The sequence below is a fragment of the Wolbachia endosymbiont of Nomada ferruginata genome (genome assembly GCF_001675785.1).
Classification (GTDB): Bacteria; Pseudomonadota; Alphaproteobacteria; order Rickettsiales; family Anaplasmataceae; genus Wolbachia; species Wolbachia pipientis.
Genome location: NZ_LYUY01000004.1, coordinates 1 through 26,603, shown reverse-complemented (window position 1 = coordinate 26,603; position 26,603 = coordinate 1). Strand labels below are relative to the sequence as shown.

At 34.4% G+C, this 26,603-nt stretch carries 27 protein-coding genes and 1 tRNA gene; 13 read left to right on the top strand and 15 right to left on the bottom strand.

Features of this window, described 5'->3' with window-relative positions; genetic code table 11:
- The first annotated feature begins 45 nt into the window (after nucleotides 1–45).
- The 4 genes from BA053_RS00530 to ruvC are packed head-to-tail and all read left to right on the top strand — an operon-like array spanning nucleotide 46 to nucleotide 2,785.
- Nucleotides 46–717, top strand: a complete 672-nt coding sequence (locus tag BA053_RS00530) for a TenA family protein (protein WP_065095151.1) — start codon at nucleotides 46–48, stop codon at nucleotides 715–717.
- 44 nt (nucleotides 718–761) lie between these two features.
- Nucleotides 762–1,421 carry a TenA family protein gene (locus BA053_RS00525; RefSeq protein WP_065106646.1) on the top strand — a complete coding sequence of 220 codons (660 nt, stop codon included), beginning with the start codon at nucleotides 762–764 and terminating at the stop codon, nucleotides 1,419–1,421.
- A gap of 47 nt (nucleotides 1,422–1,468) precedes the next feature.
- Nucleotides 1,469–2,296 carry a cytochrome c oxidase subunit 3 gene (locus BA053_RS00520; RefSeq protein WP_065095153.1) on the top strand — a complete coding sequence of 276 codons (828 nt, stop codon included), beginning with the start codon at nucleotides 1,469–1,471 and terminating at the stop codon, nucleotides 2,294–2,296.
- On the top strand, nucleotides 2,297–2,785 hold the full coding sequence (ruvC, locus tag BA053_RS00515) for a crossover junction endodeoxyribonuclease RuvC (RefSeq protein ID WP_038199503.1): 489 nt from the start codon (nucleotides 2,297–2,299) through the stop codon (nucleotides 2,783–2,785).
- 44 nt (nucleotides 2,786–2,829) lie between these two features.
- Here ruvC and ruvX read toward each other — a convergent pair whose 3' ends face one another.
- The 3 genes from ruvX to ispH form a co-directional block, all read right to left on the bottom strand.
- On the bottom strand, nucleotides 2,830–3,297 hold the full coding sequence (ruvX, locus tag BA053_RS00510) for a Holliday junction resolvase RuvX (protein ID WP_010082183.1): 468 nt from the start codon (nucleotides 3,295–3,297) through the stop codon (nucleotides 2,830–2,832).
- A 294-nt stretch (nucleotides 3,298–3,591) separates the two neighbouring features.
- Nucleotides 3,592–3,834: a hypothetical protein gene (locus BA053_RS07090; RefSeq protein ID WP_156518137.1), complete on the bottom strand. Its 243-nt coding sequence runs from the start codon at nucleotides 3,832–3,834 to the stop codon at nucleotides 3,592–3,594.
- A 643-nt stretch (nucleotides 3,835–4,477) separates the two neighbouring features.
- A complete protein-coding gene (gene ispH / locus BA053_RS00505) occupies nucleotides 4,478–5,407 on the bottom strand; it encodes a 4-hydroxy-3-methylbut-2-enyl diphosphate reductase (protein ID WP_065106647.1) in 930 nt (309 codons plus the stop codon).
- A 20-nt stretch (nucleotides 5,408–5,427) separates the two neighbouring features.
- On the opposite strand from ispH, the gene BA053_RS00500 reads away from it, so the two are divergent.
- Nucleotides 5,428–7,263, top strand: coding sequence for a peptidoglycan D,D-transpeptidase FtsI family protein (locus BA053_RS00500; RefSeq protein WP_065094719.1), 1,836 nt, complete (start codon nucleotides 5,428–5,430; stop codon nucleotides 7,261–7,263).
- Nucleotides 7,264–7,265: 2 nt separating this feature from the next.
- Here BA053_RS00500 and BA053_RS00495 read toward each other — a convergent pair whose 3' ends face one another.
- Both BA053_RS00495 and elbB read right to left on the bottom strand, forming a co-directional pair.
- Entirely contained in the window at nucleotides 7,266–7,574 is a 309-nt protein-coding gene (locus BA053_RS00495; RefSeq protein ID WP_010081942.1) for a hypothetical protein, read from the bottom strand.
- Between the two features lie 146 nt (nucleotides 7,575–7,720).
- The gene (gene elbB / locus BA053_RS00490; protein WP_065094717.1) at nucleotides 7,721–8,428 is read right to left on the bottom strand and encodes an isoprenoid biosynthesis glyoxalase ElbB; all 708 of its coding nucleotides are present in this window, start codon (nucleotides 8,426–8,428) and stop codon (nucleotides 7,721–7,723) included.
- A 149-nt stretch (nucleotides 8,429–8,577) separates the two neighbouring features.
- On the opposite strand from elbB, the gene BA053_RS00485 reads away from it, so the two are divergent.
- Nucleotides 8,578–9,612, top strand: coding sequence for a hypothetical protein (locus tag BA053_RS00485; RefSeq protein ID WP_065094718.1), 1,035 nt, complete (start codon nucleotides 8,578–8,580; stop codon nucleotides 9,610–9,612).
- 36 nt (nucleotides 9,613–9,648) lie between these two features.
- Here the strand turns inward: BA053_RS00485 and BA053_RS00480 are convergent, their stop codons facing one another.
- The 7 genes from BA053_RS00480 to mnmA all read right to left on the bottom strand — a co-directional run bounded on the left by BA053_RS00480 (nucleotide 9,649) and on the right by mnmA (nucleotide 15,719).
- Nucleotides 9,649–10,200 (bottom strand): 5-formyltetrahydrofolate cyclo-ligase, encoded by a 552-nt coding sequence (locus BA053_RS00480; RefSeq protein ID WP_065094444.1) that lies wholly within the window; start codon nucleotides 10,198–10,200, stop codon nucleotides 9,649–9,651.
- Nucleotides 10,184–10,804 carry a ferredoxin reductase domain-containing protein gene (locus tag BA053_RS00475; protein WP_065094443.1) on the bottom strand — a complete coding sequence of 207 codons (621 nt, stop codon included), beginning with the start codon at nucleotides 10,802–10,804 and terminating at the stop codon, nucleotides 10,184–10,186. Before BA053_RS00475 ends, BA053_RS00480 begins: the two co-directional genes overlap by 17 nt.
- Before the next feature lie 97 nt (nucleotides 10,805–10,901).
- Nucleotides 10,902–12,047: a SurA N-terminal domain-containing protein gene (locus tag BA053_RS00470; protein WP_065094442.1), complete on the bottom strand. Its 1,146-nt coding sequence runs from the start codon at nucleotides 12,045–12,047 to the stop codon at nucleotides 10,902–10,904.
- A gap of 168 nt (nucleotides 12,048–12,215) precedes the next feature.
- Nucleotides 12,216–12,306: transfer RNA gene (locus tag BA053_RS00465), tRNA-Ser, on the bottom strand.
- Nucleotides 12,307–12,709: 403 nt separating this feature from the next.
- Entirely contained in the window at nucleotides 12,710–13,216 is a 507-nt protein-coding gene (gene ppa / locus BA053_RS00460) for an inorganic diphosphatase (RefSeq protein ID WP_065094441.1), read from the bottom strand.
- A gap of 59 nt (nucleotides 13,217–13,275) precedes the next feature.
- Nucleotides 13,276–14,499, bottom strand: a complete 1,224-nt coding sequence (locus BA053_RS00455) for a WD1261 family protein (RefSeq protein WP_065094440.1) — start codon at nucleotides 14,497–14,499, stop codon at nucleotides 13,276–13,278.
- Between the two features lie 107 nt (nucleotides 14,500–14,606).
- Entirely contained in the window at nucleotides 14,607–15,719 is a 1,113-nt protein-coding gene (gene mnmA / locus BA053_RS00450) for a tRNA 2-thiouridine(34) synthase MnmA (RefSeq protein WP_065094439.1), read from the bottom strand.
- A gap of 185 nt (nucleotides 15,720–15,904) precedes the next feature.
- On the opposite strand from mnmA, the gene BA053_RS08250 reads away from it, so the two are divergent.
- Nucleotides 15,905–16,039, top strand: a complete 135-nt coding sequence (locus BA053_RS08250) for a hypothetical protein (RefSeq protein ID WP_255356225.1) — start codon at nucleotides 15,905–15,907, stop codon at nucleotides 16,037–16,039.
- Here the strand turns inward: BA053_RS08250 and BA053_RS00445 are convergent.
- Both BA053_RS00445 and BA053_RS00440 read right to left on the bottom strand, forming a co-directional pair.
- Nucleotides 16,036–17,112 (bottom strand): rod shape-determining protein, encoded by a 1,077-nt coding sequence (locus BA053_RS00445; RefSeq protein ID WP_007548791.1) that lies wholly within the window; start codon nucleotides 17,110–17,112, stop codon nucleotides 16,036–16,038. The genes BA053_RS08250 and BA053_RS00445 overlap by 4 nt on opposite strands.
- 23 nt (nucleotides 17,113–17,135) lie before the next feature.
- Nucleotides 17,136–18,548 (bottom strand): gluzincin family metallopeptidase, encoded by a 1,413-nt coding sequence (locus BA053_RS00440; protein ID WP_065094438.1) that lies wholly within the window; start codon nucleotides 18,546–18,548, stop codon nucleotides 17,136–17,138.
- A gap of 275 nt (nucleotides 18,549–18,823) precedes the next feature.
- Here BA053_RS00440 and BA053_RS00435 point away from each other — a divergent pair, with 275 nt between their 5' ends.
- The 4 genes from BA053_RS00435 (at nucleotide 18,824) to BA053_RS00420 (ending at nucleotide 23,442) form a co-directional block, all read left to right on the top strand.
- Nucleotides 18,824–19,303: an OmpA family protein gene (locus BA053_RS00435; RefSeq protein WP_065094437.1), complete on the top strand. Its 480-nt coding sequence runs from the start codon at nucleotides 18,824–18,826 to the stop codon at nucleotides 19,301–19,303.
- Between the two features lie 169 nt (nucleotides 19,304–19,472).
- A complete protein-coding gene (gene tilS, locus BA053_RS00430; protein WP_065106645.1) occupies nucleotides 19,473–20,768 on the top strand; it encodes a tRNA lysidine(34) synthetase TilS in 1,296 nt (431 codons plus the stop codon).
- Between the two features lie 12 nt (nucleotides 20,769–20,780).
- Nucleotides 20,781–22,619 carry an ATP-dependent zinc metalloprotease FtsH gene (gene ftsH, locus BA053_RS00425; RefSeq protein ID WP_065095472.1) on the top strand — a complete coding sequence of 613 codons (1,839 nt, stop codon included), beginning with the start codon at nucleotides 20,781–20,783 and terminating at the stop codon, nucleotides 22,617–22,619.
- A gap of 154 nt (nucleotides 22,620–22,773) precedes the next feature.
- Entirely contained in the window at nucleotides 22,774–23,442 is a 669-nt protein-coding gene (locus BA053_RS00420; RefSeq protein ID WP_010081999.1) for a hypothetical protein, read from the top strand.
- Here the strand turns inward: BA053_RS00420 and tmk are convergent.
- Entirely contained in the window at nucleotides 23,435–24,025 is a 591-nt protein-coding gene (gene tmk, locus BA053_RS00415) for a dTMP kinase (RefSeq protein ID WP_010081998.1), read from the bottom strand. The two genes, BA053_RS00420 and tmk, sit on opposite strands and share 8 nt — an antisense overlap.
- A 108-nt stretch (nucleotides 24,026–24,133) precedes the next feature.
- On the opposite strand from tmk, the gene BA053_RS00410 reads away from it, so the two are divergent.
- Both BA053_RS00410 and BA053_RS00405 read left to right on the top strand, forming a co-directional pair.
- Nucleotides 24,134–24,706 carry a thioredoxin family protein gene (locus tag BA053_RS00410; RefSeq protein WP_065094434.1) on the top strand — a complete coding sequence of 191 codons (573 nt, stop codon included), beginning with the start codon at nucleotides 24,134–24,136 and terminating at the stop codon, nucleotides 24,704–24,706.
- A gap of 5 nt (nucleotides 24,707–24,711) precedes the next feature.
- A complete protein-coding gene (locus BA053_RS00405; RefSeq protein ID WP_065094433.1) occupies nucleotides 24,712–26,430 on the top strand; it encodes a monovalent cation:proton antiporter-2 (CPA2) family protein in 1,719 nt (572 codons plus the stop codon).
- Nucleotides 26,431–26,603: the final 173 nt, after the last annotated feature.

The window sequence follows — 26,603 nt, the reverse complement described above, 5'->3', positions numbered from 1 at the left end:
CATATACCTAGCTATGAGTAGGGTTATGTTAAAGAGGGAATATGCTTGAATTTACTTGTTTCCGGACAACCTCTAAAAGAGTTTTCTGATCTTATTGATAAAATAAAAGAACACCCTTTTAATGTTGAATTGATAAATAATACATTAGATTATGAAAAATTCAAATTCTACCTTCAGCAGTATTTTCTGTATTGTATAGATTGCGCTCGTGCTTTTTTAATTGTTGCAGCTAGAGTTGATGATATTGAAATGATGAGTAGTTTAATCAATTTGGCACAAGGAGCATTTTATGTTCGAGAACAGTATAAAAAATATTTTGAAGATTGTGATCTATCTGATGATCACAAAAAGTCAAGAGCTTGTTCTGCCTTTACTGACTTTTTCATGAGTGCCGCATATCACAATTCTGTTAATGAAGCTTTAGTAGCATCTTATTCTTGCTTTAACATATACCAAATCGTTGTACGCTATATGGTAAATGAGATAACAACTAAAGGGGTTAAAAATAACAAATACAAAGAGTGGATCAACATTTATAGTAGCGAAACAGTAAATGCTGTAATTGATGAGGTTACTGATATTACAAATAAGCTATATAAAAAAGCTAGTGACTGTGAAAAAAAGAGGATGTATGAGTTTTTTAAGAAAGGGCTGGAATTAGAAATAATGTTTTGGGATGAGGCATATTACTCTAATATATCTAGCAAAGAATATTAGCAGCGGATTATTTACGTTAACTTGATCTTTTATCGGTAACTACAATGTTCAGTGGCATAATTAGGAGCTGTTACGGGTCAAATCTTTTAAAGGATATAATTGAGCATCCTTTTAATGTTGAGTTAGCGAATAATACCCTAAATATAGAGAACTTCAAGTTCTATGCTCAACAAAAGACGTTGTTCTTAGATGATTATATTCGTACCACCTTAATTACTGCATCCAGAATGGAAGATTATAGTAGTATTATCTCGCTTGCTGAAGTAGCCCAAAGAGTAGTGACTGTTAATAGAATGCTATATGACTACTACTTTACTATGTACGGTATAAGTCGTGGAAAGAAATCTCTTGAGTGTTTTAATTTCACTAATTTCCTTTTATCCATCTCGTATAGTAATACCTATGAGGCTATGACGGTTTTGTATTCTTGCATGTTTATATACGAGACTGTCGTTGATAACATGAAAAATAGATTCAAGAAAAATAATAGATATAGGGATTGGTTTGATTTTTGTTACAGTGATTCAGTAAAGTCTGGATGCATTATTTTAGAAAATATTGTTGATGGATATTGCAGCAAAGCAAGAGAAAATGAAAAGAGCAGAATGCTTGAGTTGTTTAGAATAACTGCACAATTTGTGTTAGATTTTTTGAACGGTGCATATAATTTTTCAAGATTCAATCAATTTCCTAAGGAACATTGACAATTTTAAGCTAATTTGTATCCTTAATAAGTATTTTTTAAAATGCTATGAAAAGTAAAGAACATGATTTTCATTTAGTGGATCCAAGCCCTTGGCCAATTGCTGTATCAGCAGCAATTCTTATTCTTGCACTTGGATTAGTTGGCGCGCTTCATAAACAAATTGTCGGAATGTTTTGTTTAGTTTTGGGAATCTCCGCAGTATCAGGGGTGCTGTTTTATTGGTGGAGAGATGTAATAAGGGAGACCATTTATGACAAATGTCACACTGCCATTGTAAAACATGGACTCAAATTTGCAATGTACTTATTTATTCTCTCGGAGGTCGTATTTTTTATAGTGTTCTTTTGTTCATTCTTTAAAGCATGGCTTGATCCAGTTTTTTTATTTGAGGCGTTTTCTCCTGCAAAAAAAGTTGAATGGCCCCCTGAGGGAATTTTGCCACCTGATCCGTGGTCACTACCGTTCATGAATACGTTAATATTATTGCTTTCTGGTACAACAATTACTTGGGCAAATCACTCTTTACTTAAAAATGATAAAAAGAGCATGATTAAAATGCTGTCCATAACTATATTGCTTGGAGTTTTTTTTATAATAGTGCAAGCAATAGAGTATCATGAAGCGAGTTTTTCTCTACAAGAAACAGGAGAAAAGCTTATTTATACATCCAATTTTTATATGATTACCGGTTTTCACTGCGCACACGTTATAATAGGAATAATATTTTTATCAGTGTGTTTATTTAGAGCACGGAAAGGCCAATTTACACTTCAGGACCATTTGTGCTTTGAGTTTGCCTCCTGGTATTGGCACTTTGTAGATGTAGTCTGGATATTTTTATTTTTGTTTGTCTATTGGTTAAGCGTTTATTAAGTGGTTAAAATAATAGGTCTAGATCCAGGAATAAGCAAGACTGGGTGGGCCATTATCAGCCTGAACGAAAAAAATAATATTGAATTTTTGGGCGGCGGTACCATATCAACTGATGGTAAATTGGGTACAGGTGAACGCCTACATATAATTTTTGAACAATTAAAGAAAGTAATTTCCCTATACTCTCCTAATGAAGCTGCAGTGGAGAAAATTTTTGTTAATAAAAATCCTAAATCTTCACTAACTTTAGGATATGCAAGAGGGGTTGTAATTTTAGCGTTAAAAATAACAAAGCTAACTATGAATGAATATGATGCAAACTATGTAAAAAAAAGCATTACCGGAAATGGCCATGCTGATAAGGATCAGATTATATTTATGGTGAAGCAAATAGTTAAAAATTTGAGTATAAAATGCCACCATGCTGCTGACGCTCTTGCTGTAGCAATTTGTCATGCTTATACGAAAGGTTCTTGTTTTGTTGAGTAACTTTTATATGGGATTCAGTTTGAAGATTTCCAGATCTGGAAAAACTATTTGATTGTATTTATCTTGTCTAACGTTCGTTGCAAAATAATACATGCGGAGATTTTATCATCTATTTTTTTCGATTTTGTGATTGATATTCCAGTAATTTTTAGTGTATGAGTTGCGATAGATGTTGAGAAGCTTTCGTCTTGTAAGTATATATTTACTTTATATTTTTTTATTATTTTATTTGCAAATTGGATTATAGTTTTACACCATTTAGTTTCTTGCTCGTCCATTTTTAATGGTAGTCCTATTACCATTGATCCAGATTCATTTTCTTTGAATATTCTATGCAGATAACCTAAATCTTTGCTCATATTTTTTCTGTGATATATGCTATGAGCTGTGGCTATGAGCTGTGTTTTATCGCTAAATGCTATGCCTATTTGCTTTTCTCCCATGTCAAGGCACATTATGCGCTTATCTTTTGGAATAGACTTTAGAAACTCATCTGGATTTCTATGTAGCATCTATTAGACTTCCTTTAAAGTGACCTTACCAAAAAAGTGGAGAGAAAGTTAAGAAAAATTTTTACAAAAAGAATAATGAATCAAATTGCTCAGGAATGCAATAGACTTCTTGCATAACCCAAACTAAGTAGAAAAAGGTATCATCTAAGTAGCTGACACTGGTTTCCATCCAAAAGGGCAGTGCCCCTATGATGTCATTCCAGTGCTTGACACTGGAATCCAGACTTTAATTGTTATACTTGTAAATAAGTCTGGAACGTTCATCTCAAAATGCAGTATTTTTGTTGAAATAGCTCAACTGGATTCCAGCGTCACGCGCTGGAATGACACCTTTGTGTTTGCATAGCTGTACGAACATTGTGATTTGAGAGCAATCTCCACAAGGGAGGATGTCATTCCAGTGCCCAGACACTGGAATCCAGGAAAAAGAATGGTGTCATCCAAGTAGCTGACACTGGGATCCAGAAGACTTAATTTCAACCAAGTGACTGCATAATAAAGGCTGGATCCCAGTGCTTGGCACTGGAATGACAGCAATCCTACGTCATACCGCGATTCATTCGCGGTATCTCGGCCGCTAACAAGTAGCGGGATGACGGTTATCGTTTAGCTATAAATATTTAAGAAATTTACCAAATGAAAAAAAAGGCAAAAGAAGCCCTGGTCATTGTCTATTTTCTGTATTGGCGTTTTTTTAAGTCTTAAACGCTGCAATTTAGCTGCTTTTAAATGCAACTAATCTTAGCTATAAATGTTTAAGAAATTTACTAAGCAGAAAAAAAGGCAAAAGAAATCCCGTGTTAGCTAGTTGTCACTCTCTAATCCTGCAAATCGGCGTACTATACTGTCTTAAACGACTTATAAGCGCGTTTCAGCTTATATAGGTAAAAACCCAGAAATGTTGTGAAGACATAAGGTGCACATAGTGCAAAAAATTAAAAATAAGACGCCAACTACGTTGTTTTCTTGCTGTTTAATCTGCACAGATGAAGATAACTGAATACCTTCAGTACAATGATAAGGGGGCTGGCGAAGCTTGTAAAGTAATTTTTTCGTTTCTATTCCCAATAAAAGTTTGTTATATGGTTATGCAAGAGGTCTAATGAATCGCGGTGTGACGTCTTAGCTATAGATGCTGATTTGTGTGATTTCAAGAGAAGCTTAGTAGATAAGTTGTGTTTTAAACCAGATTTGGTATTTTAAACTGAACATTTTCAGTAATACCACCTGGCATAACTGAAATTTTTACACTCAGGTTTACTTTTAGGTAGTCTATTAATTCATCAACTAATATGTCAGGAGCGGAAGCACCTGCGGTGATTCCTATCTTTTCTACGCCCTGAAACCAGCTTTTATTCACACAGCTATAATTATCAATCAAGTAGGCTTTTTTTCCTCTGGCAGTGCACAGATCTAATAAGCGGTTTGAATTTGAGCTATTTTTACTTCCTATAACTAACACCATGTCTACAATTTCAGCCAGCTTTTTAACAGCATTTTGTCTGTTTTGCGTTGCATAGCATATGTCCTTTAAATCTGGACCTGTTATGCCTGGAAACCTGAGCTTCAGAGCAACAATAATTTCACGGGTGTCGTCGATGCTTAACGTGGTTTGTGTAACATAAGATAAATTATCTGGATCTTTAACTTTTAAATTGCGTACGTCCTGCACAGTTTGCACTAAAATGATAGGATTATTTACTCTTCCTCTAATTCCCTTAACTTCTGGATGGTTTTCATGCCCAATGAGAATTAGTTCTTTACCACCGTTTTCATACCTTTTTGCCTCTTTATGCACTTTGCTGACTAAAGGACATGTTGCATCAATCACTTGAATACCCTTTCTTTTTGCCTCATCTTCTATATTTTTTGATACTCCGTGCGCGCTGAAGATCAGTATTCCTCCATTATCTTCAATTTCCTCGATACTGTTCACAAAAACCACTCCTTGTCTCTTAAAGTCCTCTACTATATATTTATTGTGAACAATTTCGTGTAGCACATAAACTTGGCGCTCGTTTTTGTATTTTTCTAAAGTAATAGCTAATATGTCCACAGCTCTTTTTACCCCGGCACAAAAACCTCGTGGTTCAGCTAAAATGATTTCCATTTTTGTCAAATCAAGTAAATATGCAAGCATTACTTAAAAATAAGCTCCGCTCACTGTATTTTATAGTACCACTATTTATATTTTATATAATAATTATTTTTCGCATATTCTCTTTCACATTTGATCAACTTACTACTTCAGAAAATTTTAGAAAAGATAATATAGTACATAAACAACCCGATATTTTAGATAGAAATGGAGTGGTAGTAGCAACAAATGTGCCCACAACATCACTATATATAGATGCAACCAAAGTAAAGAATCCGGAAAGTATAGCAGCACAACTGTGTTCTACTTTGCATGACCTCGAATACAAGAACTTATATAGAGTACTTACTTCAGAAAAGAAATTTGCTTGGATAAAGCGGCACTTAACTCCAAAAGAACTGTTAGCAATAAAAAACGCCGGCGTGCCAGGAATAAACTTCTATAACGATGTAAAACGTATATATCCTCACAGTAATTTATTTTCACACGTGCTTGGTTACACTGACATAGATGGCAACGGTATTGCAGGAGTTGAGGCATATATAAGTAAAAACAAACAACATTCTGTTATCCAAGTACCTGATATACAGTTGTATGAATGTTGCAACTTGAAAGCAATTCCTACACAGCAACTCCCCACACAACAGATCCAGTGCGTGACACTGGGATCCAGATATAAAAATACTGACAAATTACGTGATGAACAACGGATTCCAGAAACATATGTCAAAAACAATGTTTGTGATGAAATTGCGCATAAAACTGGATTCCAGTGTCAGTGCACTGGAATGACACCAGACCAAGCTTCTGCACAATCTTCTGTCATCCAACAGGGATGGTCACGCTCTGCTGATCAATATGTTCAACTATCCTTAGATACACGAGTGCAAAGCATAGTGCATGAAGAGCTAACTAAAGCTGTAAGCAGATATCAGGCACTTGGCGGAGTAGGAATTGTTTTAAATGTGAGAAATAGTGAAGTTATCTCGATGGTCAGCCTACCTGATTTTAATCCCAACTTACAGAATAAGGCAGAAGACGTACAAAAGTTTAATCGCGCCAGTCTTGGGGTATATGAGATGGGGTCGGTATTAAAATACTTTACAATAGCCGCAGCGCTTGATGCGAACGCTACAAAAACTAGCGATTTATATGACGTATCAACACCAATCACCATTGGAAAGTATAAAATTCAGGATTTTCATAAATCTAAAATTCCAAAAATTACTGTGCAAGATATATTTGTAAAATCATCCAACATTGGTGCAGCAAAAATTGCAGTCAAACTAGGTATTGAAAAACAGGTAGAATACTTTAAAGCTATGAAGCTATTTTCTCCTTTGAAAATAGAAATACCAGAAAAATCTACACCGATAATCCCGGATAAATGGAGTGAAAACACTTTAATAACAGCATCTTATGGTTATGGCATAGCTGTAACTCCTATACATCTTGCACAAACTGCAGCAGCATTAATCAACAATGGAATATTTCATAACGCAACCTTGATATTGAATAAAAGAAGCATAGGAGAGCAAATTATCTCAAGAAAAACCTCCAGGGAAATGAGAAAATTATTACGCGCAGCAGTAACAGATGGCACTGGCAGAAAAGCAAAAATAAAGGCATATTCAATAGGAGGAAAAACTGGATCGGCGGAAAAAGTTGTAGATGGTAAATATAGCAAAGATGCAAACATAGCATCATTTATAGGAGTGCTAACTATGCTTGACCCAAGGTACATAGTGCTAATTGCTATTGATGAACCTCAAGGGATGCACCATACCGGGGGAATAATTGCTGCGCCTATAGTAAAGAACATTATAAATAGAATAGCGCCTATACTAAATGTTACACCTGAGATGTAAAATTATGATTGCTTTACTACAACTTCAAATTTATCATCACCAAAATCCTTATTAATATACCAAGAACCATCATCTTTAGTTACAAATTCAAGACCTTTAAGGTCTTTTTTTATTGTCTTTCCATTTTGACCATCAATAGCGATATTAATATCGAATGTAATAATGTCTAGATTTATCATAGCTTCTTTCCCGCTGCACGAATTTAGACTGAACTTGCCTAACATGACATCATTAAAACTCACTTCCCCTGTATAGACATCACACTGACCGTCCACACAACACGTAGTTTCAATATAGAAAAGGTCTGACATATAAAACACCTTACGTTTATAAAAAAAGAGCTAAAGCCCTACGCCATACCGTTATAGTCAGTAAACCTAGAGCACTTTAGCTATAATACAGCTAAGAATGTAAAATTCAACAGTTAATTGTGTAAGGAAGTCTAAATCACTATATCTTAGAGGAATGGCTGTTTAGTTTTTTTGTTAATCTTTTTTACCATGCTGTCAATCATATGCTTTATCCCTTGATATACAGAGTATGTACTTTCGTCGCTACGCATATAAGCAGAACAGGAAAATACATTATGTTCTTCGTCTTCTATTGATAACTCTGTATCGCATTTTATGTGCTCGCCGCCAAGCCTTTCTATCAACTGTTCTCTGTCATCTCCTATAGTTACCTTAACCTTACTTTCTTCTTTACCTATCTTGCTACTTAAAATTGAAACAATGATGGCTGGAGATATGCATATCGCTCCTATTGGCTTTTTTGTAACAAAAAATTCTGAAACTAATCTTTCAAATTCAGGCATTACTGTCACCATGTCTTTACTTTCAGCTAAGTCAGATAAATTTTTCGCAACCCCGTATCCACCAGGTACAACTAGCATGTCAAAATTTTCAGCTTTGGCTTCTTTTAAGTCATATATTTCGCCTCTTGCGATTCTTGCTGATTCTGCAAGCACATTCCTTTTTTCTTTCACTGCCTCCTTTGTTTTATGATTCATAACTTGTGTGATATTGATATCAGGTGCAAAGCATTTAACATCCACATCCTGCTGATCAAGCACAAGCAGACTTAAAACCGCTTCTCTTACCTCTGCACCGTCAAGGTGACCACACCCTGATAAAACCACAGCAGCTTTTAATTTTTTTTCACCCATAAAGTACCTTAATTTCATGTAATCTAGATATTTTAATACAAATTCTATATTTGGAAAGAGGTTATTATATTAATTATCTCATATTTATTATAATATAATTAATAATTAGTATATATAATTAGGCATATTGATAGTTGATGAAGTTGAATATGGCACCTACAAACAGTACGTTTTTTGACACTGACTACCCAGAACTAAGAAAAGCTATTTCAGATATAATAGAAAGCATTGCACAGTTCCCACAGGAAGAAAAAGGGAAGTTGTTTGAAGCCCTATCAGAACAAGTTAGAGAGATGAACCTCAAAGATTTAGGTTTAGCAATTAATGACCAAGGCTTGCAAAAGGAGGTAAATAAAGAATTATTTATAAAACTCATTGAAGAAGCACTTAAAGGGTTAACTTCTGAAACCGTTGACTCAAAAATAATAGAAGAGGCGTTAGAATCTGTTAACCAACAAGCAATAAGTAATGTTATAAATAATAATAAAGGTCCGCTGGATAATCTAGTCAATTATTTTAAATCAGCATCTGCAAATGAAAAAATAGGAATAGCTTCTGCTGGAATGGTATTAGGAGTAGCATTTTCTCCGCTTATTGTGCTTGCTACATTAATAGCGCTTGTAGCTATTGGAGCACGTTATGTAGGAATAGGTATAGGAAAGGCAGGGGGAAAAATAAAAGAAGGTGCGATTGATGCAGGAAAAGCAGTGAAAAGTTTATCTAAAAATTTAGGGGATAAATTGCCTGAGGTTGGGCCAAAAAAAGATAACTTTAGTAAATTATACAACAGTTTGGCTCTAGAGATTATAGGCTATAATATGTCCGAAGAAGGTGAAAAAATAAAAAACGCCCAGAGTAAAGCAAAGGTCATAGGCATGCTTCAAAATGAAGGGCAGCGATCTGCTATACAAGAGTTAGTAAAGAATGGAACTATTCAAAATTTTTCAGAAGATGATATGAAAAAGCTTAGAGAAAAAGGTACTAGTACTTATGAAAGTGATAAGGAAGCACTTGAGGAACTTATGGAGAAATTTCAATCTAAAATTATGGCCATTGGTGAGGGTAAAATAGAGGAGGTAGAAAAAATGGTTAATGATAAAGTTAACCAAATGAAGTCACCAGTTCCTCAATTAGATAGTCCAAGTTCTGAACAAGCGAGTACAGGAGAAACCAAAACCCTCTGATGGCTTGGAGAGGGAGGGAATGGGAAAGGTAGAGATCTATTCTTTTTTATCCACTTTTTTGAGCAATCCACTTCTACACCTAACACACATTTCAGTGATTATAATATCCAATTTTTGATCATGTTTTTCTACAGGTAAATCTTTACAATATTGTTTCTCATAGGCTACACCTATAAATATTTTTCCAAGTGGCCGCAGTTTTTCTATCATTGTATCATACCAACCACCGCCAAAACCCAATCTATTAAAATGATCATCAAAAGCAATAACAGGAGTAATGATTGTGTCGGGAATTACATCTTCATTTGTTTCGTTCCATTCCTCAAATTTTAGTAACTTATTTTTATTAGGAATTGCTACTTTATAATCTAAATCGAGTAAACTATGCATCAAAGGGACAACATCTATTTCTCCATCCATTGGAATATAAGCCGCAATTGTTTTACCTTTAACGTAGCTTAAGTTCTGATTAAAGAGATTAATAAGGGAATTTGCCGCATAACTGGAATAACTTTCATCAATATCTTTTCTTATAGCTCTATATTGCTCTCTTATTTCCTTTTTGTGCTGTTTAATATCTTTGAACATGATCTATCCATTTCGCAGTGAGTTTTTCTTGTAAACTATTTTGCTTCAAGCGCTCACTTAAAAAATCAAAGTCAACAAGATCCATATCCTGGTCTTGATTACTGCAACTATAAACAAAACTTCTTTTTTCTGTTTCCTTATTTATATGTTGCTGAATACATTGAGCACAGATTTCTTTCATCATACACTGCATAGGAGAATTAACTGATGATATTGCTATGTGGCCTGATTTCAGATATGGCTTTAAAATTGTTTTTCTAGCTTCATTCACAGCTTTCATCATTTTGTCAGAACCAATAGTGATAATTTTATCTATAACGTTCAAATTAATACCTAATCTTCCTTGTTGATAAGAGACTATTGCATCAACTATATTACCATGAAAGGATTTATCTTGATCTCTGCTTGTTTCTATCAATCCTTCTTCACATGCCCAAACTACTGCATTTGATGCACGCTCTATCAGTGCTCGTTTAAATACATCACTTAACTTCTTATAGCCAGCAAAGTACAAAACCTTGTTATTATTTTCAAGACATGCCTTCCCTATCGAAAATAACACTGCATTTCCAACTCCACCACCAATTAGCATTATATTCTTCATGTGCTATTTTAACTACATTTGTTCAAATTTTTTGAAATTTTATAGAACAAAGTAATTTATATAGTTCTATACACAAAGACAAGGACACTCTCTGACTTCAACTATACCGATAACTGACAGCTGAATTTTTACGCATATCATCTAATAACAGGTTGCTTTGTATCATAATCTTTTGTTGGTACATCTGCTGTTTAATTGCTTCTATATCCGCTACATTACTCTTGATATCACACAACATCATCAACTTTGCAGTGCCATTTTCTCTCAATTCTACTATTTCATTCACACTTGTTTTACTAAATAAAATCTGTAAATCAGGATTTAAATCTCGCATTTTTATTTCAAACTCTTTTGCGTTTGGCAACTTAAAATCATCTGCTAATTTGTCAAAATTTAAACAATTGACCTTTTGCTCTTTAAAATTAGAGAATAAACTTTCTGAACCTTCAACCACAATCTGTTTTAATTTTAAAGTGCTTTCCAGCAGTGTATGATTAAGTTGTACTTTATCTATTACTTTTATAACAGAGTAACCTTCACTGAAACTGAATGGACCTGCTATGTCGCTGGTTTCTAATCCTTCTAAAACGCTCTTGAGTTTTCCTTTTAGCTGACTTAAATTAACTGTTGCTTTACGCATCTTTATTGGAGATTCTGGGTTATTACTGTTGCGTAATTTTTTTACTAAATCTTCAGCTATACCATAAACGTCCTTGTCTTTTTGATCAGGAATTATAAACTCTTGGAACGTGATAAGATAATCCGGCTTTTCTGTTTGCCTTTTTACATCATCTACTTCTTTATCGCTTATATTAATAAATGGCACAATTCTTACTTCAATAATTTTGCTCCACAGTAACTGACATTTTATTTGTTTTCTTAAAATACTAAGATCTATATTATGCTTCTCTATGTATTGATCAACTTCATGAGCATTAAGTTTAAAACTTTGGGTTAAAAATAACATGACAGCATTATCTAACTCCTCGTTGCTCAATTTTATATTCAGCCTCTGCGCTTCATTGGTAATGATAATTTCGTCTATTAGCTCCCTAAGAACTTGAGGCCTTGCTTCTTTTTGATTAACACTTTGAGTGCCAAACAATGAATTTATAAAGTTGATGCGTTTTTCGATATCTAAATTTGAAATTGGCTCGCCATTTACATCTGCAATAATTTCAATCTCGGTTGCAAGCAACCTAAGTGGCAACACTATTAACAGTAAGATTAGTATTTTATACATACAAGTAAAGTTGTTTAGTTAATAACCAATTCTATAATAAATACTGAATCAATGCTAGCCAACTTTTTAATAGTTAAAGACGGAAATAAAAACCATTGCAACAAGATCAGGTAAACAGGCTAAAAACATGCCAATATAGCGAATTTAGACCGTGCTAAAAACAGTATACGGAAGGAAAGGGATTCGAACCCTCGATACGACTTTTCAATCGTATAACGGTTTAGCAAACCGCCGCCTTCAGCCGCTCGGCCACCCTTCCAAATTTAGAACCTAAAGATTATATAATACCAAGACCTCTACCACCTGTCTAATGCTTTTAATTGCAATATTTGTATCTGTTCAGATGCATGGCTAATGCTGAAAAATTCCAGTGCTCCCTTTCTTGTCATCCCAGTGCCCAGACACTGGGATCCAGGATTTTGATTAGCACTAAGTTGGTGAGCATATAAGTGTTATGTTAAAATATAACGTTTTTACGGAAAGTCTGGATCCCAGTGTCACGCACTGGGATGACATCGTTTACTATGTGCCATATTGCAATGTTCGTACAGTTGTGCGCGGTATCTCAGCATAGATTCCGCTAACAAGTAGCGGAATGACGAATTTGTTGTTTTTCAAATTGTGGGCAAACCTAAGCCACTTTAGCTATAAATCAATAAAAACTAATTTCTGCTTTTTTCAATGATTTTCTTTGCTTCTTCCACACCAACCCATTCTCCAACTGCTACCGTTTTTCCCTTTTCCAGATCTTTATAATGAGAAAAGAAATGAGTAATTTTATCTAGTAGGCTTTTAGATAAGTCAGAATAGTCCTTTATATTGTCATAATAGCTATCAACACTGGAAACAGGCACAGTTAATATTTTCTCATCTTCTCCTTTTTCATCTTTAGTGAGTAATGCGCCTATCGGACGCACCGATATTAAAACACTAGATGCTAAGGGAAATTGAGTTAGCACCAAAACATCCACAGGATCACCATCACCTGCGCAGGTATTTGGTATAAACCCATAATTGCAAGGATAAGTCATTGAGGTAGATAAAAATCTGTCAACTTGTAACAACCCAAGCTCTTTATTAAATTCATACTTTACAGGCTCAGCATTTGCACTTATTTCAATTACCACATTCACTGCATTTGGTCCCGCTGTTATTTTACTTAAATCCATAAATCACCTCTTAACTTAAGAATAAGCATTATACAATATGTGCTTTTAAGTTGCCACATTTATGTAATTCTAAACTTATTTTGCACGGGCTGTCCTAAATTTTCATTCGTCATCTTATTGACTGTTGAAAGTGGTGGTTCCTGTGATAATTGAAATAAAGCATATACTATTACGATAGTAAGCACTGCAGCAATTACTAGATTAGCAAAATTATCCTGTGGTAGAACACCTTTTATTGGATTAAATAATTTTTGCTCCATAAAGAAATAATCAGCAACATATAACCCAACAGATAATACAAACACACCTAAAATAAGTTTACAGACTGTGTTTTTATGATTTTTCTTGCTGAGTATGAAATTTGGCCTACATTTATTCTCTTTTTGTGGCACTGAGTAGTATATATTTTTAGGGCTTGTTACTAATTGTTCAAATTCATCACTATTTTGGTTTTTTAACAGTTGCTCTAGGGTGTTTTTTGTATTTATAGGATATATTAATCCATCCATTTTTAATTCTTTCTCTTGTCGATCCACATTCTCATGGTTGATTGTATATTTGATGGTTCCATCTCTACTTGATAATCCGATCATGTGTAGTTTGCCAGCTAAGAACATTATATAGCTCTCTATTAACTGATTCTCACATATCTCTAATACTTCTCTTTTTACTGTTTTGTTAGATGACGAAAGTTCTTTATAGTGACCACCCAAAGAAAAGAACAATGCTATATCTTTATCTGCTTTTATGTCATGAATGGAATAATAGCTGCTGATAACGCACTTATTTAATGCAAATTCTCTGTCATATTTGTTTAATGTATTTCCTTCACTTAGTAACTTTCTAAGACCAATGAGTACTTTATTTTCAAAATCTTCTTCTGTTTTAAATATTGGTTCTCTCTTTGGATTTGCTAAAATGTTAAGTAAATCTAATTTTCTTCCATCTACTACTTCATTTATATCTCTATTTAACTCAGACCCTTTAATAACGTCATATATTTTATCTATGACATCTCTAGTATTCAGGCTATTGTTTTCACTTAGAATTTGATAAGCTTGAGCATAAATTAAAAACAGCCCTTGTAGACTAAATTTTAAGTTAAAATATTTATCTAATGGTTCCTCTTTTTTTCTAATGAATTCAGACAAACCAAAATGATTTCTGTGATCCATAAAACGACCTAAGTCAGCATGTTGAAAGCTACCTAAAAAAATAAATAACGTCTCTAATAAATTACCCTTACCAACAATTTTTATTAGTTCTTCAACTTCCTTAACCATTGCTAAAACCTATAATGTTCTACTTTATAGTATAAGGGATACATGGCAAAATAGCAATAAATATTATTGTACGTTTACACTCTGTATCAAAGAATTAAGCCCTTTAGTTAAGAACATATCCATCCACCGCCGATAACTTGCTCATCTTTATACGCTACACAGGCTTGACCTGGACTGATGCCAAAGTAATCGTCGTTTAAAATGACACAGGCTTTATTTTTTTCGTCAGTTGAATGTATTGTTGCTAAACTTCCCGCATGTGATGATCTCAGCTTCACAGTTACTTCCATACCTTCCTTTGGTTGTTCTAACCAATTTAACTCTTTGATCAATATCTTTTTTTGCATTAACGCGTTGATCGGGCCTACTATAACCTCATTATTCTCTGTATTAATTTTTATCACGTAAAGAGGTTCACTGTACCCAACACCTAAGCCTTTTCTTTGTCCTACTGTAAAATTTACTATGCCACTGTGCTCACCTAACACTTTTCCATTAATATCCACTATTTTACCTTTCTGTACAGATTGTGGAGCTAATTTAGCTATTGTTTTACTATAGCTTTCGGAAACAAAGCATATATCTTGACTGTCTGGCTTTTCAGAAATTTGTAAGCTGAAATACTTTGCTAATTTTCTTATATCACTTTTATAGAACCCACCTAGTGGAAATCGCAAAAGCTTTAACTGCTCCTCAGTAGTTGCAAACAAAAAATAACTTTGATCTTTACTTTTATCAATGCTTCTGCACAACTTTACCTCACCATTTTTTTCTAACCTTCTCACGTAATGTCCTGTTACGAGCACATCCGCACCAAGATTTTTTGTAACTTGCAATAGATCACGAAATTTTACCGTTTGGTTACATCTCACGCATGGTATGGGAGTTTCCCCACGCATATAGGTACTCGCAAAATCCTCTATTACTTCCTTTTTGAATATTTCCTCATAGTTTAAAATATAGTGAGGAAAGCCAACACTTTCAGCTACACGCTTAGCGTCATAAATATCCTGTCCAGCGCAGCATGCACCCTTTCTTGCGTTAGCATTACCGTCAGTGCCATAGAGTTGAAGAGTCACACCTATCACCTGGTACCCAAGGTTATGTAGCAGTGCTGCAGCAACCGAGCTATCAACTCCCCCGGACATTGCAACAATAGCCTTGGTCTGGTGCGGAGCTTTATCTTTTAGCAGAGGTTCAATTTCAAATTCTTTTAGCATAATCGCCTTAATTTATAAACGCAAATCTTGTGTCATTCCAACATACAACTGTGCAAACGTTTTGATTTGGGGGCAATTTACATAGTAGATGATGTCATGAAAGTAGCTGACACTGGAATCTAGCTTCTATTACACAAATTCATTAAAACAGCATATTTATTTGTAATCAAGTTTCCTGGATCCCAGTGTTAGCTACTCGGATGACACCCTTTTCTGCTAGAAGTTGCCTTCAAATTACTTGGTGCATGACACTGGGATCTCATTTATATTACATAATTCCATCAAAACAATTCGATAAACTACCTTCAAAAATAATTTAATCTTGCTTGAATAAAACATGGCCAAAATAATCCATGTTTTCAAGCACTTTTCCACTACCTAAGGCAACACAACAAAGTGGGTCATCTGCAACACGAACCGGTAATTTTGTTGTTTCACTGATAACTTTACCTAGATTACGTAATAATCCACCACCACCGGATAAAACTATTCCTCTATCGACTATATCAGAAGAAAGTTCAGGTGGAGTGCTCTCCAGCGCAGTCTTAATAGCAGAAATTATCTGATGTACAGGCTCTATTAAACTCTCTGCAACTTGGTATTCTGATAAAAGCATTTCTTTTGGCATGCCACTCACTAAATCCCTGCCTTTAATTATCATTCCCTCTTTGTTATTTTCACCTGGCAGACTGGCTGAACCTATGCTTTTCTTAATTTTCTCAGCGGTTGTTTCACCGATTAATAACTTATGATTTTCACGAATATATGATTTTATTGCTTCATCCATAATATCGCCACCTACTCTGGCAGAACGTGAATAAACAATTCCGCCTAAAGAAATAATTGCAACTTCAGTTGTACCGCCTCCTATATCAACAATCATAGAACCCTCAGGTTCAGTAACCGGGAGCCCAGCTCCGATTGCTGCAGCCATTGGTTCTTCAATTAAAAATACTTCATTTGCACCAGCACTTTCTGCTGCATCTTGTATAGCACGCCTTTCAACTGGCGTGGATCCAGATGGAACGCATATGATAATATTAGGTTTATTAACAGTGAATTTTGTGTTTGCACTGCGTATGAAATATTTTAGCATTTCTTCCGCACTTTTAAAATCAGCAATGACTCCATCTTTTAAGGGCCTTATCGCCTCTATTTCTCCAGGCGTTTTTCCAAGCATCATTTTAGCTTTTTTACCAAAAGCATAAGGAACGTAACTTCCTTTTTCTTTTATTCTTGCTACAACTGAAGGCTCATCAAGCACTATTCCCTGATTTTTCTGATAAACTAAAGTGTTTGCAGTACCAAGGTCTATAGCAATATCGCTAGCAAACAAACCTTTGAAAGTAAAAAGGCTATAAAACTTTCCGGTTAATTTTCGAACAAAATTCATACATAACTCAAGAAAACCATTTATTAAGACAAATTATACTTTTCAGATAAGTAGTAAGTAACACACTCAACGTCTAAACCCTTACCTGTTACTTTTTTTAGCAGTTCCAGGCCACACTTTGCACTGTATACATTTTGAGATAACCAACTGATAAGTAAACTAAAATCTCCTTTTATTATAGCACTTAATGATTCGTAATGATTCTTTTTAACGAAAGAGAAAATCTGCACAGCAGCAATTAAAGCAATAATTTTTATAGGAAAGTAGCCCATAACACCGCTTGCCCAATATTCATCTTGAAAATAAGTGTTTAGCTCATTTTTAGCTTTTACTGGAATTTTATAGTGCTTCATACCTTCCAACCACGCATCATGCAGGTCTTTAACTTCCAATGTGCCATTTATTATATCTTGTTCTAACTTAGTTCTCAACATAATATGAGCTAACAGACTAAATTCATCTGCATTTTTTAAAAAAGAAGAAAGGTTTATTTCATTGAAAACCAAGTGCAAATTTTCAACACTGCTATTAGTTTTGCCTTTTATAGCAAACTTCTCTTTTATGTGTGGTTGAATGAACTCAATAAATTCTCTGGATGTTCCAATCATCCTTTCCATGAATAACCCTTGAGTTTCATACATAACATGTCTCATAATTGGGCTACTTATAGAATTTTGCGCTAAACATTTTTGATAAATTGCATAACCACTATGCCGTAAAAGTGAAAATAAACCATAACAAAAATCAGATTCATCATAATCTATAGGGTAGTAATAAGAAGTACGAATCTCATTTAGTGCAATACCCATTTGCTGTAAACATAATGAGCCAAGTTCAATCTGTTTCTGAGTAGCAACTTTTTGTATATTAGTAACCTTATCCTTTTTCTGCTTTTCAATTATTTTATCTACATTTTCGCTAAAAAATTTGCCTACCTTGGGGAATACTTCCCTTATATTCTTTTCTGTGATATCAGAGTCATAGTCAGCAAGCAGTGAGTCGTATTTTGAGCATTTTAATTGCTGCGATTTTATAGAAGCTACTTCGCGAATGAGTGTGATTAAATCAGTAAAACGTTCTTTTAGTTTTTCTAAGTTACTGGTTTCAGAATGAGATAGCTTCCATAAATTTTGGCATTCAACCTTAGCTTTGGATAAAGACTTTACTAAATCAATAGGAACAGCACTGTTGCTTTTATGTATTCTCTCTATTAACTTTAGCTGCTGAGTATTTGCACTTTTTTTGTTACCAAGAGCATCTGCTAATGATTCCTTTATTGCGTCATGAGAGATAATTTCATGTCTGATTTCTTCTAGAAGACTCATTTGTTCAACTTTGTCCTCTATATTCAATTGGCTTTGGTTTAGTACTTTTAGCGTATTTTCGATATTCTTTACCCTATATAATACTTCCTCTAAAAACTTATAAGATTTCATATTTGTTCATTATTTTAGAAAACATCTGTTTAACATCGTGATAGATTAATAATAAAGTTAAAAGTATATTTGCTTAAAGTACAATAAAAAATTGTACTTTTTATTCTTTTATTGGATTTTTCTACTCAGAGTCTAGCATATTATAGGAAAATTAATTGTAAGGTTGTAGAAAAAGTATTTAGTATTTTATTTCTCTTGACTATATTACAATATGGAGAGATATTAGCTACTGAAATTAAAGTTACGCACTATTTAAAATTTATGGAGGTTTAGTAATGTGGAGTAGACTGGTTATAATGTGCTGTTTTTGTTTATTACTTACTGGTGTAAGTTCTTGCCCAAAAAAAGGAGCAAATACAACAAATAAAATGAATTCTGTTGTTAAGCAGATAGGTGATAAAAGAGTTTTCTTTGGTTATGATGAATCTAGTATTGCTGAAGTAAGTGCAGATGCATTACTTGACGTAATGGAAGTGTTACAAGATAACCCTGACGCGAAGGTTACTTTAACTGGTCACACTGACAACCGTGGTTCTCATGAATATAATCTTGCGCTAGGCGCTAGAAGGGCAGATGCAGCTAAAAAATTTATGGTTAGTTGTACACCCTACATAGAAAACAGAATAAAAACTGCTTCTAAAGGTGAAACTGAGCCTTTGGTTAATGTAAAAGATGATTCTAGAAATTCTAAATATGAAAAAGAGCATGCTAAAAATCGTAGAGTGGAATTTTCATTTTCTGGAATAAAGAAATAGATTAAAACCTGGATCCCAGTGTCAAGCACTGGGATGACATAAAGAAAGGGCACTGGGGTGGACAAAAAAGGACAAACTTGTCATATTTCGTTGCTTGTTAGCGGGATCTATATATACCACAAATAAGTCGCTGTATGACGTAGAGACTATCTGGCCATCAAGAGATATAATGGAATTAGAGTTATTATTTCAAAATGTGGTTAATAGTTTTGCTTTCTATAATAATCAAGTTGCAGTTGCAGTATCAGGTGGTGTAGATAGTATAGTCTTACTGCACTTAATGACTAACTGGGCAAAAAAAAACAAGCTTTCACTTCCTATAGCATTAACAGTAAATCATGGATTACGTCCAGAGTCTCAAAAAGAAGCTGATTTTGTTGTAAGTTATGCAAAGGAACTTGGAGCAAAGGAATCGTTCATATTAAATTGGGAAAAGCAAAATATTAAAGGCAATATTCAGTTACAGGCACGAAAAGCACGGTATAAGTTACTAGCAGAGTGGTGTAAAAACAATAATGTTAAATGTTTGCTCGTCGCTCATCACAAAGATGATCAAGCAGAAACGTTCTTATTAAGATTAGAGCGAGGTAGCGGCGTAGATGGATTATCATCAATGGACTACAAGTCTTTCCTAAATGGTATTTATATATTTAGGCCATTGTTAAATTTTAGTCGTAGTGAAATAGAAAAGTACGCTAAGCTTCACCAGTTAAAATGGATCGAAGATAGAAGCAACTATGACTTAAAATACAGGCGAACTTTATACCGTAACTTACTTAAAGCAAGTGATAATCAAGAGATTTTAACAGAGCGAATATGCCTCACAGCCCTTCATATGAAAAGAGCTGCAAAAGCGTTGATGCACTACACACGCCTTGCGTTTAATGACTGCGTTAATGTGCATGATCTTGGTTATATTGAAATTAAACTAAGTGAATTTTATCAATTGCCAGAGGAAATAGCCTTGAGGCTTCTTCTTTACTCTATAATGGCAATTGCCAGTAAACATTATAAACCAAGGTACAACAACCTTATCGTAATATTTAATAAAATATTGCAAAAGGATAGTAATGTTAACTGTACACTTTCTGGGTGCAAAATAAGAAAATATGGAGAAAATATCTTAATAATTAGAGAATCGTCAAGGATACAAGAAATTACCGTAAACCTACCTTTAAATGAACCTATTGAATGGGATAACAGGTTTAGCTGCACAATACTTGGGAATCAAGAGTGTTCAGTTATCATCGCTCCATTAAAAAAAACACAAAAAGTTCCTGAATTTCTGAAGGATTATAACTGCTGCCCTGAAGTTTTCTACTCTTTGCCTGTAGTGCTAAAAGATGGAAAGGTGCTTGCTTATCCTGATGTAAATTATAACGGAAAAAATACCAATGACGATAAGGTTCAATGCATTATTAATAGCACGATAAAACAAAATTTGGTAAGCTTGATTAGTATTTAGTTAGAAATAGAAATGAAAAAATTTTTAGAAGGCTTATTGATCTGGTTAGTAATTATTGTTCTTATTTCAGTTGCTTATATTCAGTTCAGCGGAAATGTAGGTAAAAGTAAAACAATTATACCTTTTTCGGAATTTTTAACTAGACTAGAAGACAATGATGTAGAAAATATTGTCATAAAAAACCAGAGCATTGAGGGCAAGTTTAGGGACGGTTTAAGTTTCAATTCAAGCGGTGTCATATATAGCGACCTAATAAAAAATTTACATGATAGAAAAGTGAGATTCTCCTTTTCAACTGGAGATTCTGTCATGAACGTAATTGGTGGATTATTTATCTCATGGGTCCCAACATTTATCTTTATTGGCTTCTTGCTATTCTTTCTTAAACAAACACAAGCGGGAGGCAACAGAACTATAAGCTTTGGCAAGTCAAGGGCTAGACTCATGACTAGTGGAAAAAAAGTAACATTTGATGATGTTGCCGGAATTGATGAAGCAAAAGAAGAGCTAGTAGAAATCGTTGATTTTCTTAAACAAAGGCAAAAATTTCAAATATTAGGTGGAAAAATACCAAAAGGGTGCCTTTTGATTGGCTCTCCTGGAACTGGTAAAACTTTACTTGCTCGTGCAATTGCAGGAGAAGCTAATGTGCCATTCTTTAGTATTTCTGGATCTGATTTTGTTGAAATGTTTGTGGGTGTTGGTGCAAGTCGTGTTCGTGATATGTTTGATCAAGGCAAGAAAAATGCTCCTTGTATAATTTTTATAGATGAAATAGATGCGGTGGGTAGACAGCGTGGCATTGGCCTTGGTGGCGGCAACGACGAAAGAGAGCAAACATTAAATCAGTTATTAGTTGAGATGGATGGCTTTGAGTCTAATGAAGGTGTAATAATAATTGCTGCGACTAACCGTCCGGATGTCTTAGATTCAGCACTGCTTAGACCTGGTCGTTTTGACCGACAGATTACTATTTCTTTACCCGATATAAATGGGCGTGAGAAAATATTAAATACGCATATAAAGAAAATATCAATAGCCCCTGATGTAAATGTGAAAACAGTTGCAAGAGGAACACCAGGCTTTTCTGGAGCTGATTTAGCAAATTTAGTGAACGAATCTGCGCTTATTGCTGCAAGAAGAAACAAGAAAATTGTTACCATGGATGATTTTGAATATGCACGTGATAAAGTGATGATGGGCGTAGAAAGGCGATCTCTCATTATGACAGAAGAGGAAAAGAGACTGACTGCATACCATGAAGCTGGTCATGCAGTAGTTGCTATCAACATGCCTGCCTCTGACCCGATACACAAAGCAACTATTATTCCAAGGGGTAGAGCCCTAGGTTTAGTGATGAGACTACCAGAAACAGATAGAGTGTCCCTCACAAGAGAAAAGATGCTAGCAGATATAACTGTTGCAATGGGTGGACGTGTGACAGAAGAGCTAATTTTTGGCTATGATAAAGTCACAAGCGGTGCATCTTCGGATATAAAACAAGCATCAGATTTATCACGTTCTATGGTAACAAAATGGGGAATGAGCGACAAAATAGGTCCGATCTATCACAATCGCGAACAAACCATGCATGGTTCTGACATAATTTCTGAAGATACGTTAAAACTTATAGATGAAGAAGTGAAGAAAGTTGTGTCTTCTTGCTATGAAAAAGCAAAAGAGATTTTGACCAAGCATAAGAAAGGCTTAGATCTCATTGCCGAAAATCTACTGGAGTTTGAAACTTTAACAGGAGATGAAATAAAGGACATATTAAATGGAAAAAAAATTGTTAGAGAGGAAAATGAGAAGAATGAGAAAATAAAAAAATCCTCTCTCTATGAGAGTTGACCTCATCTTAAAAATGCTAATCAGCTAACGCTGCAATAAAACATTCAGAATTGTAACTGTCAATATAAATTGTATTAAAATATTCATAATATTGCATTTTCATCACAATAATGCTATCATTCAGTTAGTATTAATGTTTAATGAGGCGTGAGTAATGATTGATATAGCTTCTATTGGTGTAAGTACAGTTATTGATCAGAATTATAGAAGAAAAGCACAATTATGTTTATCAGGATTATTTGTAACTGTGTCAATAGCAACTGTTACCTGGTTTATTTTCCCTGCGTCACAAAATGTATTAGCTCCGTTTTTACTTCCGGCTATGTTCTTGCTCTTCACTTTATCGATGGGTTATTACATGTTCATATTTAGTTGTGAAGAAAAATCTTTGGTAAAGAATGTTCTTGGTATGGTTGAACCGGCTGAATCGGTAAAGAGAGTGCATTGCCAAGAAAATATTAAGTCCTTATTAGCAGAAGTGAGAAGTACTACGAAAGATAGGTTTCGCAACGTGCTTGTTAATCTTTGTTTTGAAGATCGTAGTAAAGCACACAAACTTGCATTATATGTGAAAGAAATTGACGATATTGTGTCTTCAATAAAAAATAAAGACCTCTTAGACCATTTTGATCAATTTTTTACTATTACTGAAGTAAGCAATAAAAAAAATAGAAGTGAATTAATGAACCTCGCAAGGGCATATAAGATGATAAGTGAAGAAGATCCAGACAAAATACAGGATTTTTTAGCTACTCAAACAAAAAGTTATTCATATGAAATAATGTTACCTGAAATTGATAATTTTCTATCACAAGCTAGGTGATTTTATCAATAATTTCATTGTGTACGTGATTATCATTTTTTGTTTCAATTCCAGTGATAACACTGCACCTAACGGGCTCTTTTATGGCTATTTCCTGAAATCCTTTTCTGACCTTATTGTAAAAATTAACATCCATTTCTTCATATTTATTCTTGTCTTTTGCTCTATTTAACCCAACTTTAACATCAATATCTAGAATGAATGTAATATCTGGATATTTAATTTCCACTAGCTTATGTAAGTCCCTTATTAGCCCTAAGTCAACTCCAAACCCATATCCTTGATATGCAATAGTTGAATCAATAAACCGATCACAAATCACTATTTTTCCTTCTGCAAGAGCTGGTAATATTAATTTTTTCATATGTTCGCGCCTCATCGAGATAAGTAGCAAGAGTTCAGAAATAGAATCAATATTATTCGTTAACAATACTCCTCTTACCTTCTCTGCAAAGTTAGTGCCACCTGGTTCTCGAGTCAATACCACATTATTTTCGCCGCGAATTTGCTTAAAATGATTTGCAAGTAGCTTAGATTGTGTTGTTTTACCAGAGCCGTCTATTCCTTCGAAAGTTATGAACATAAGTTTTATAATTATAATACTAAAAAAGAATATGCAAACAGTATACATAGAAACCGTTTGACATTTAAATAATAAGACCGTAAATTACATGTGGTATAATAATAGTCTATGGTTGCTCTGAATACTCCTAAAGTCGATTTTAGTTTTACTGCAAAAGATTTTAATCTTTTGGGGGTGGATAATAAACACTATACATTAAGTGACTGTTGTGGAAAAAATGGTCTTATTATAATATTTATATGCAATCACTGCCCTTACGTTCAGTCAATTATTAGCAATCTGGTAAGCGATGTTGATCAATTGAAAAAAGATTATCAGGTGAATACCGTTGCAATAATGCCAAATGATGTAAATGAATATCCAGAAGATTCCTTTGAAAATATGATTAATTTTGCCAAGGAAAATAAGTTTACATTTCCATATTTAATTGATAGTACACAGAAAATAGCTAAAGAATACGGGGCTGTTTGCACTCCTGACTTTTTTGGCTTTAATTCCAATTTAAACCTTTGCTATCGCGGACGTTTTAACGATGCAAAAAAAGAAAAGGTTCAAAGCTATGAAGTAGGAAGTAGTGACTTATTTCAAGCTATGAAATTTATTGCAGAAACTGGTAATTCTCCAATTGACCAAAAATCAAGTATTGGCTGCTCAATTAAATGGTCTAATTCTACAGGTTAAATATCATGCACAGTGGCTCTCAGCATTTGTTTGATATTATAATTTTACTTTCTGCTGCTGTGTTTATAGTCATAGCGTTTTGGAAAATGAATATTAGCCCAGTGCTTGGTTACTTTGTTGCAGGTGCAGTTATTGGTTCTCATGGGTTTAATCTGATACACTCAGCTGAGGTAATGGATAATCTTGCAGAATTTGGTGTAGTTTTTCTATTATTCATTATAGGCCTTGAATTGACATTTGAACGCCTGATCGCTATGCGTATTCATGTATTTGGGTTCGGTTCTCTTCAAGTTATAGTTACTATGGTAGCAATATGGTGCATCGCTCTTGCTTTCGGAGTGAATATGAATATAGCAACAGTTATTGGTGGTGGGCTTGCGCTATCCTCAACAGCAATAGTGTTGCAGGTTCTGCAAGAAAAAGGTTCTCGAGCAAGTCAGGTTGGTAGGTTGTCGATAGCAGTACTATTAATGCAAGATTTTGCAGTGGTACCATTAATAGTATTGGTACCTTTACTTGCTGGCAATTCTGAGCACAGCCTGATAAGCTCATTGGCAGGCTCATTAGTGCAAGCAGCTATTGCATTAGTGCTGATATTTATAACTGGTAGATTATTGCTTAGACCTTTATTTTCGGTTATTGCTAAAATGGAAAGTAATGAGGTCTTTATATCAACAACGCTTTTAATAGTATTAGGAGCAGCATTTATTACTGAGCAATTTCATTTATCGTTAGCATTAGGTGCATTTGTCGCTGGATTGTTAGTTGCAGAAACAGAATATAGACACTCAGTGGAGCACGCGGTATTACCATTTAAAGATTTGTTTCTTGGCTTATTTTTCATGACTGTTGGTATGTCCATCAATACCGAACTTTTACTCAATAAGTTACCACTAATTACTTTATTATCGATTATCCTTATCGTTTTAAAAACATCTATCATATATATATTGTGTAGATTTTTTGGGTTTAAGAGTGCACCTGCTATACAAGCTGGGTTACTGCTTTCACAAGGCGGTGAATTTGCATTTATTTTATTTCGCTTAGCAGATGAGCTAAATGTGCTACCAAGTGAAATCGCTCAAGTACTTATGATGGTAACTACAGTAACCATGGCTTTCACTCCTCTTTTATCAGGGCTTGGAGATTGGATAGCAAACTCATTTAGCACTGAGAAAACAATATTAGATGATGAAGCTGTTGAAACAGATACACAAGATCTTTATAACCATGTAATAGTTGCTGGATTTGGCAGAGTGGGATATATGGTAACAAAAATGCTTACGGCAGAGCATTTGAGTTACGTTGTTGTAGATATTCAATCGAAAATAGTCAAAGAAGGAAAAAGTGATAGTTTTCCTATATATCTTGGAGATGTTACAAGATGTGAAATTTTAAAATCAGTAGGAATAGAAAGAGCTCAAGCTCTCGTTATTTCAATAAAGAATGAAGTTACTATAAAGAAAGTTGTTTCTTTAGTTGCTGCAAGTTTTCCGCATGTAAATATTGTAATACGCTTACCAGATCTGAGTAATGTGGAGGTTTATAGAGATCTAGGAGCTAGTAAAATTATTCCTGAAACATCTGAGATAGGATTGCAGCTAGGTGGAGCTGCACTGAGCCTCAGTGGTATTAGCGAAAGTGGAGTTACGTCTTTAAAAAGTAGATTTAGAAAAGGCAATTATAGTATGTTAAAAGACCTTGGTAGTGATAAAGATGAATGACTGCTTTTCTAATTTTATGTACAGAAAGCTTCAAGCTTTATTGAGGTCAGATGCATGGCTAATGCTGAAACAAAAATTCCAGTGCTCCCTTTCTTGTCATCCCAGTGCGTGACACTGGGATCCAGATTGGGCACTAAGTTGGTAAACACGAAAGCGCTTTACAACGTTTTTGA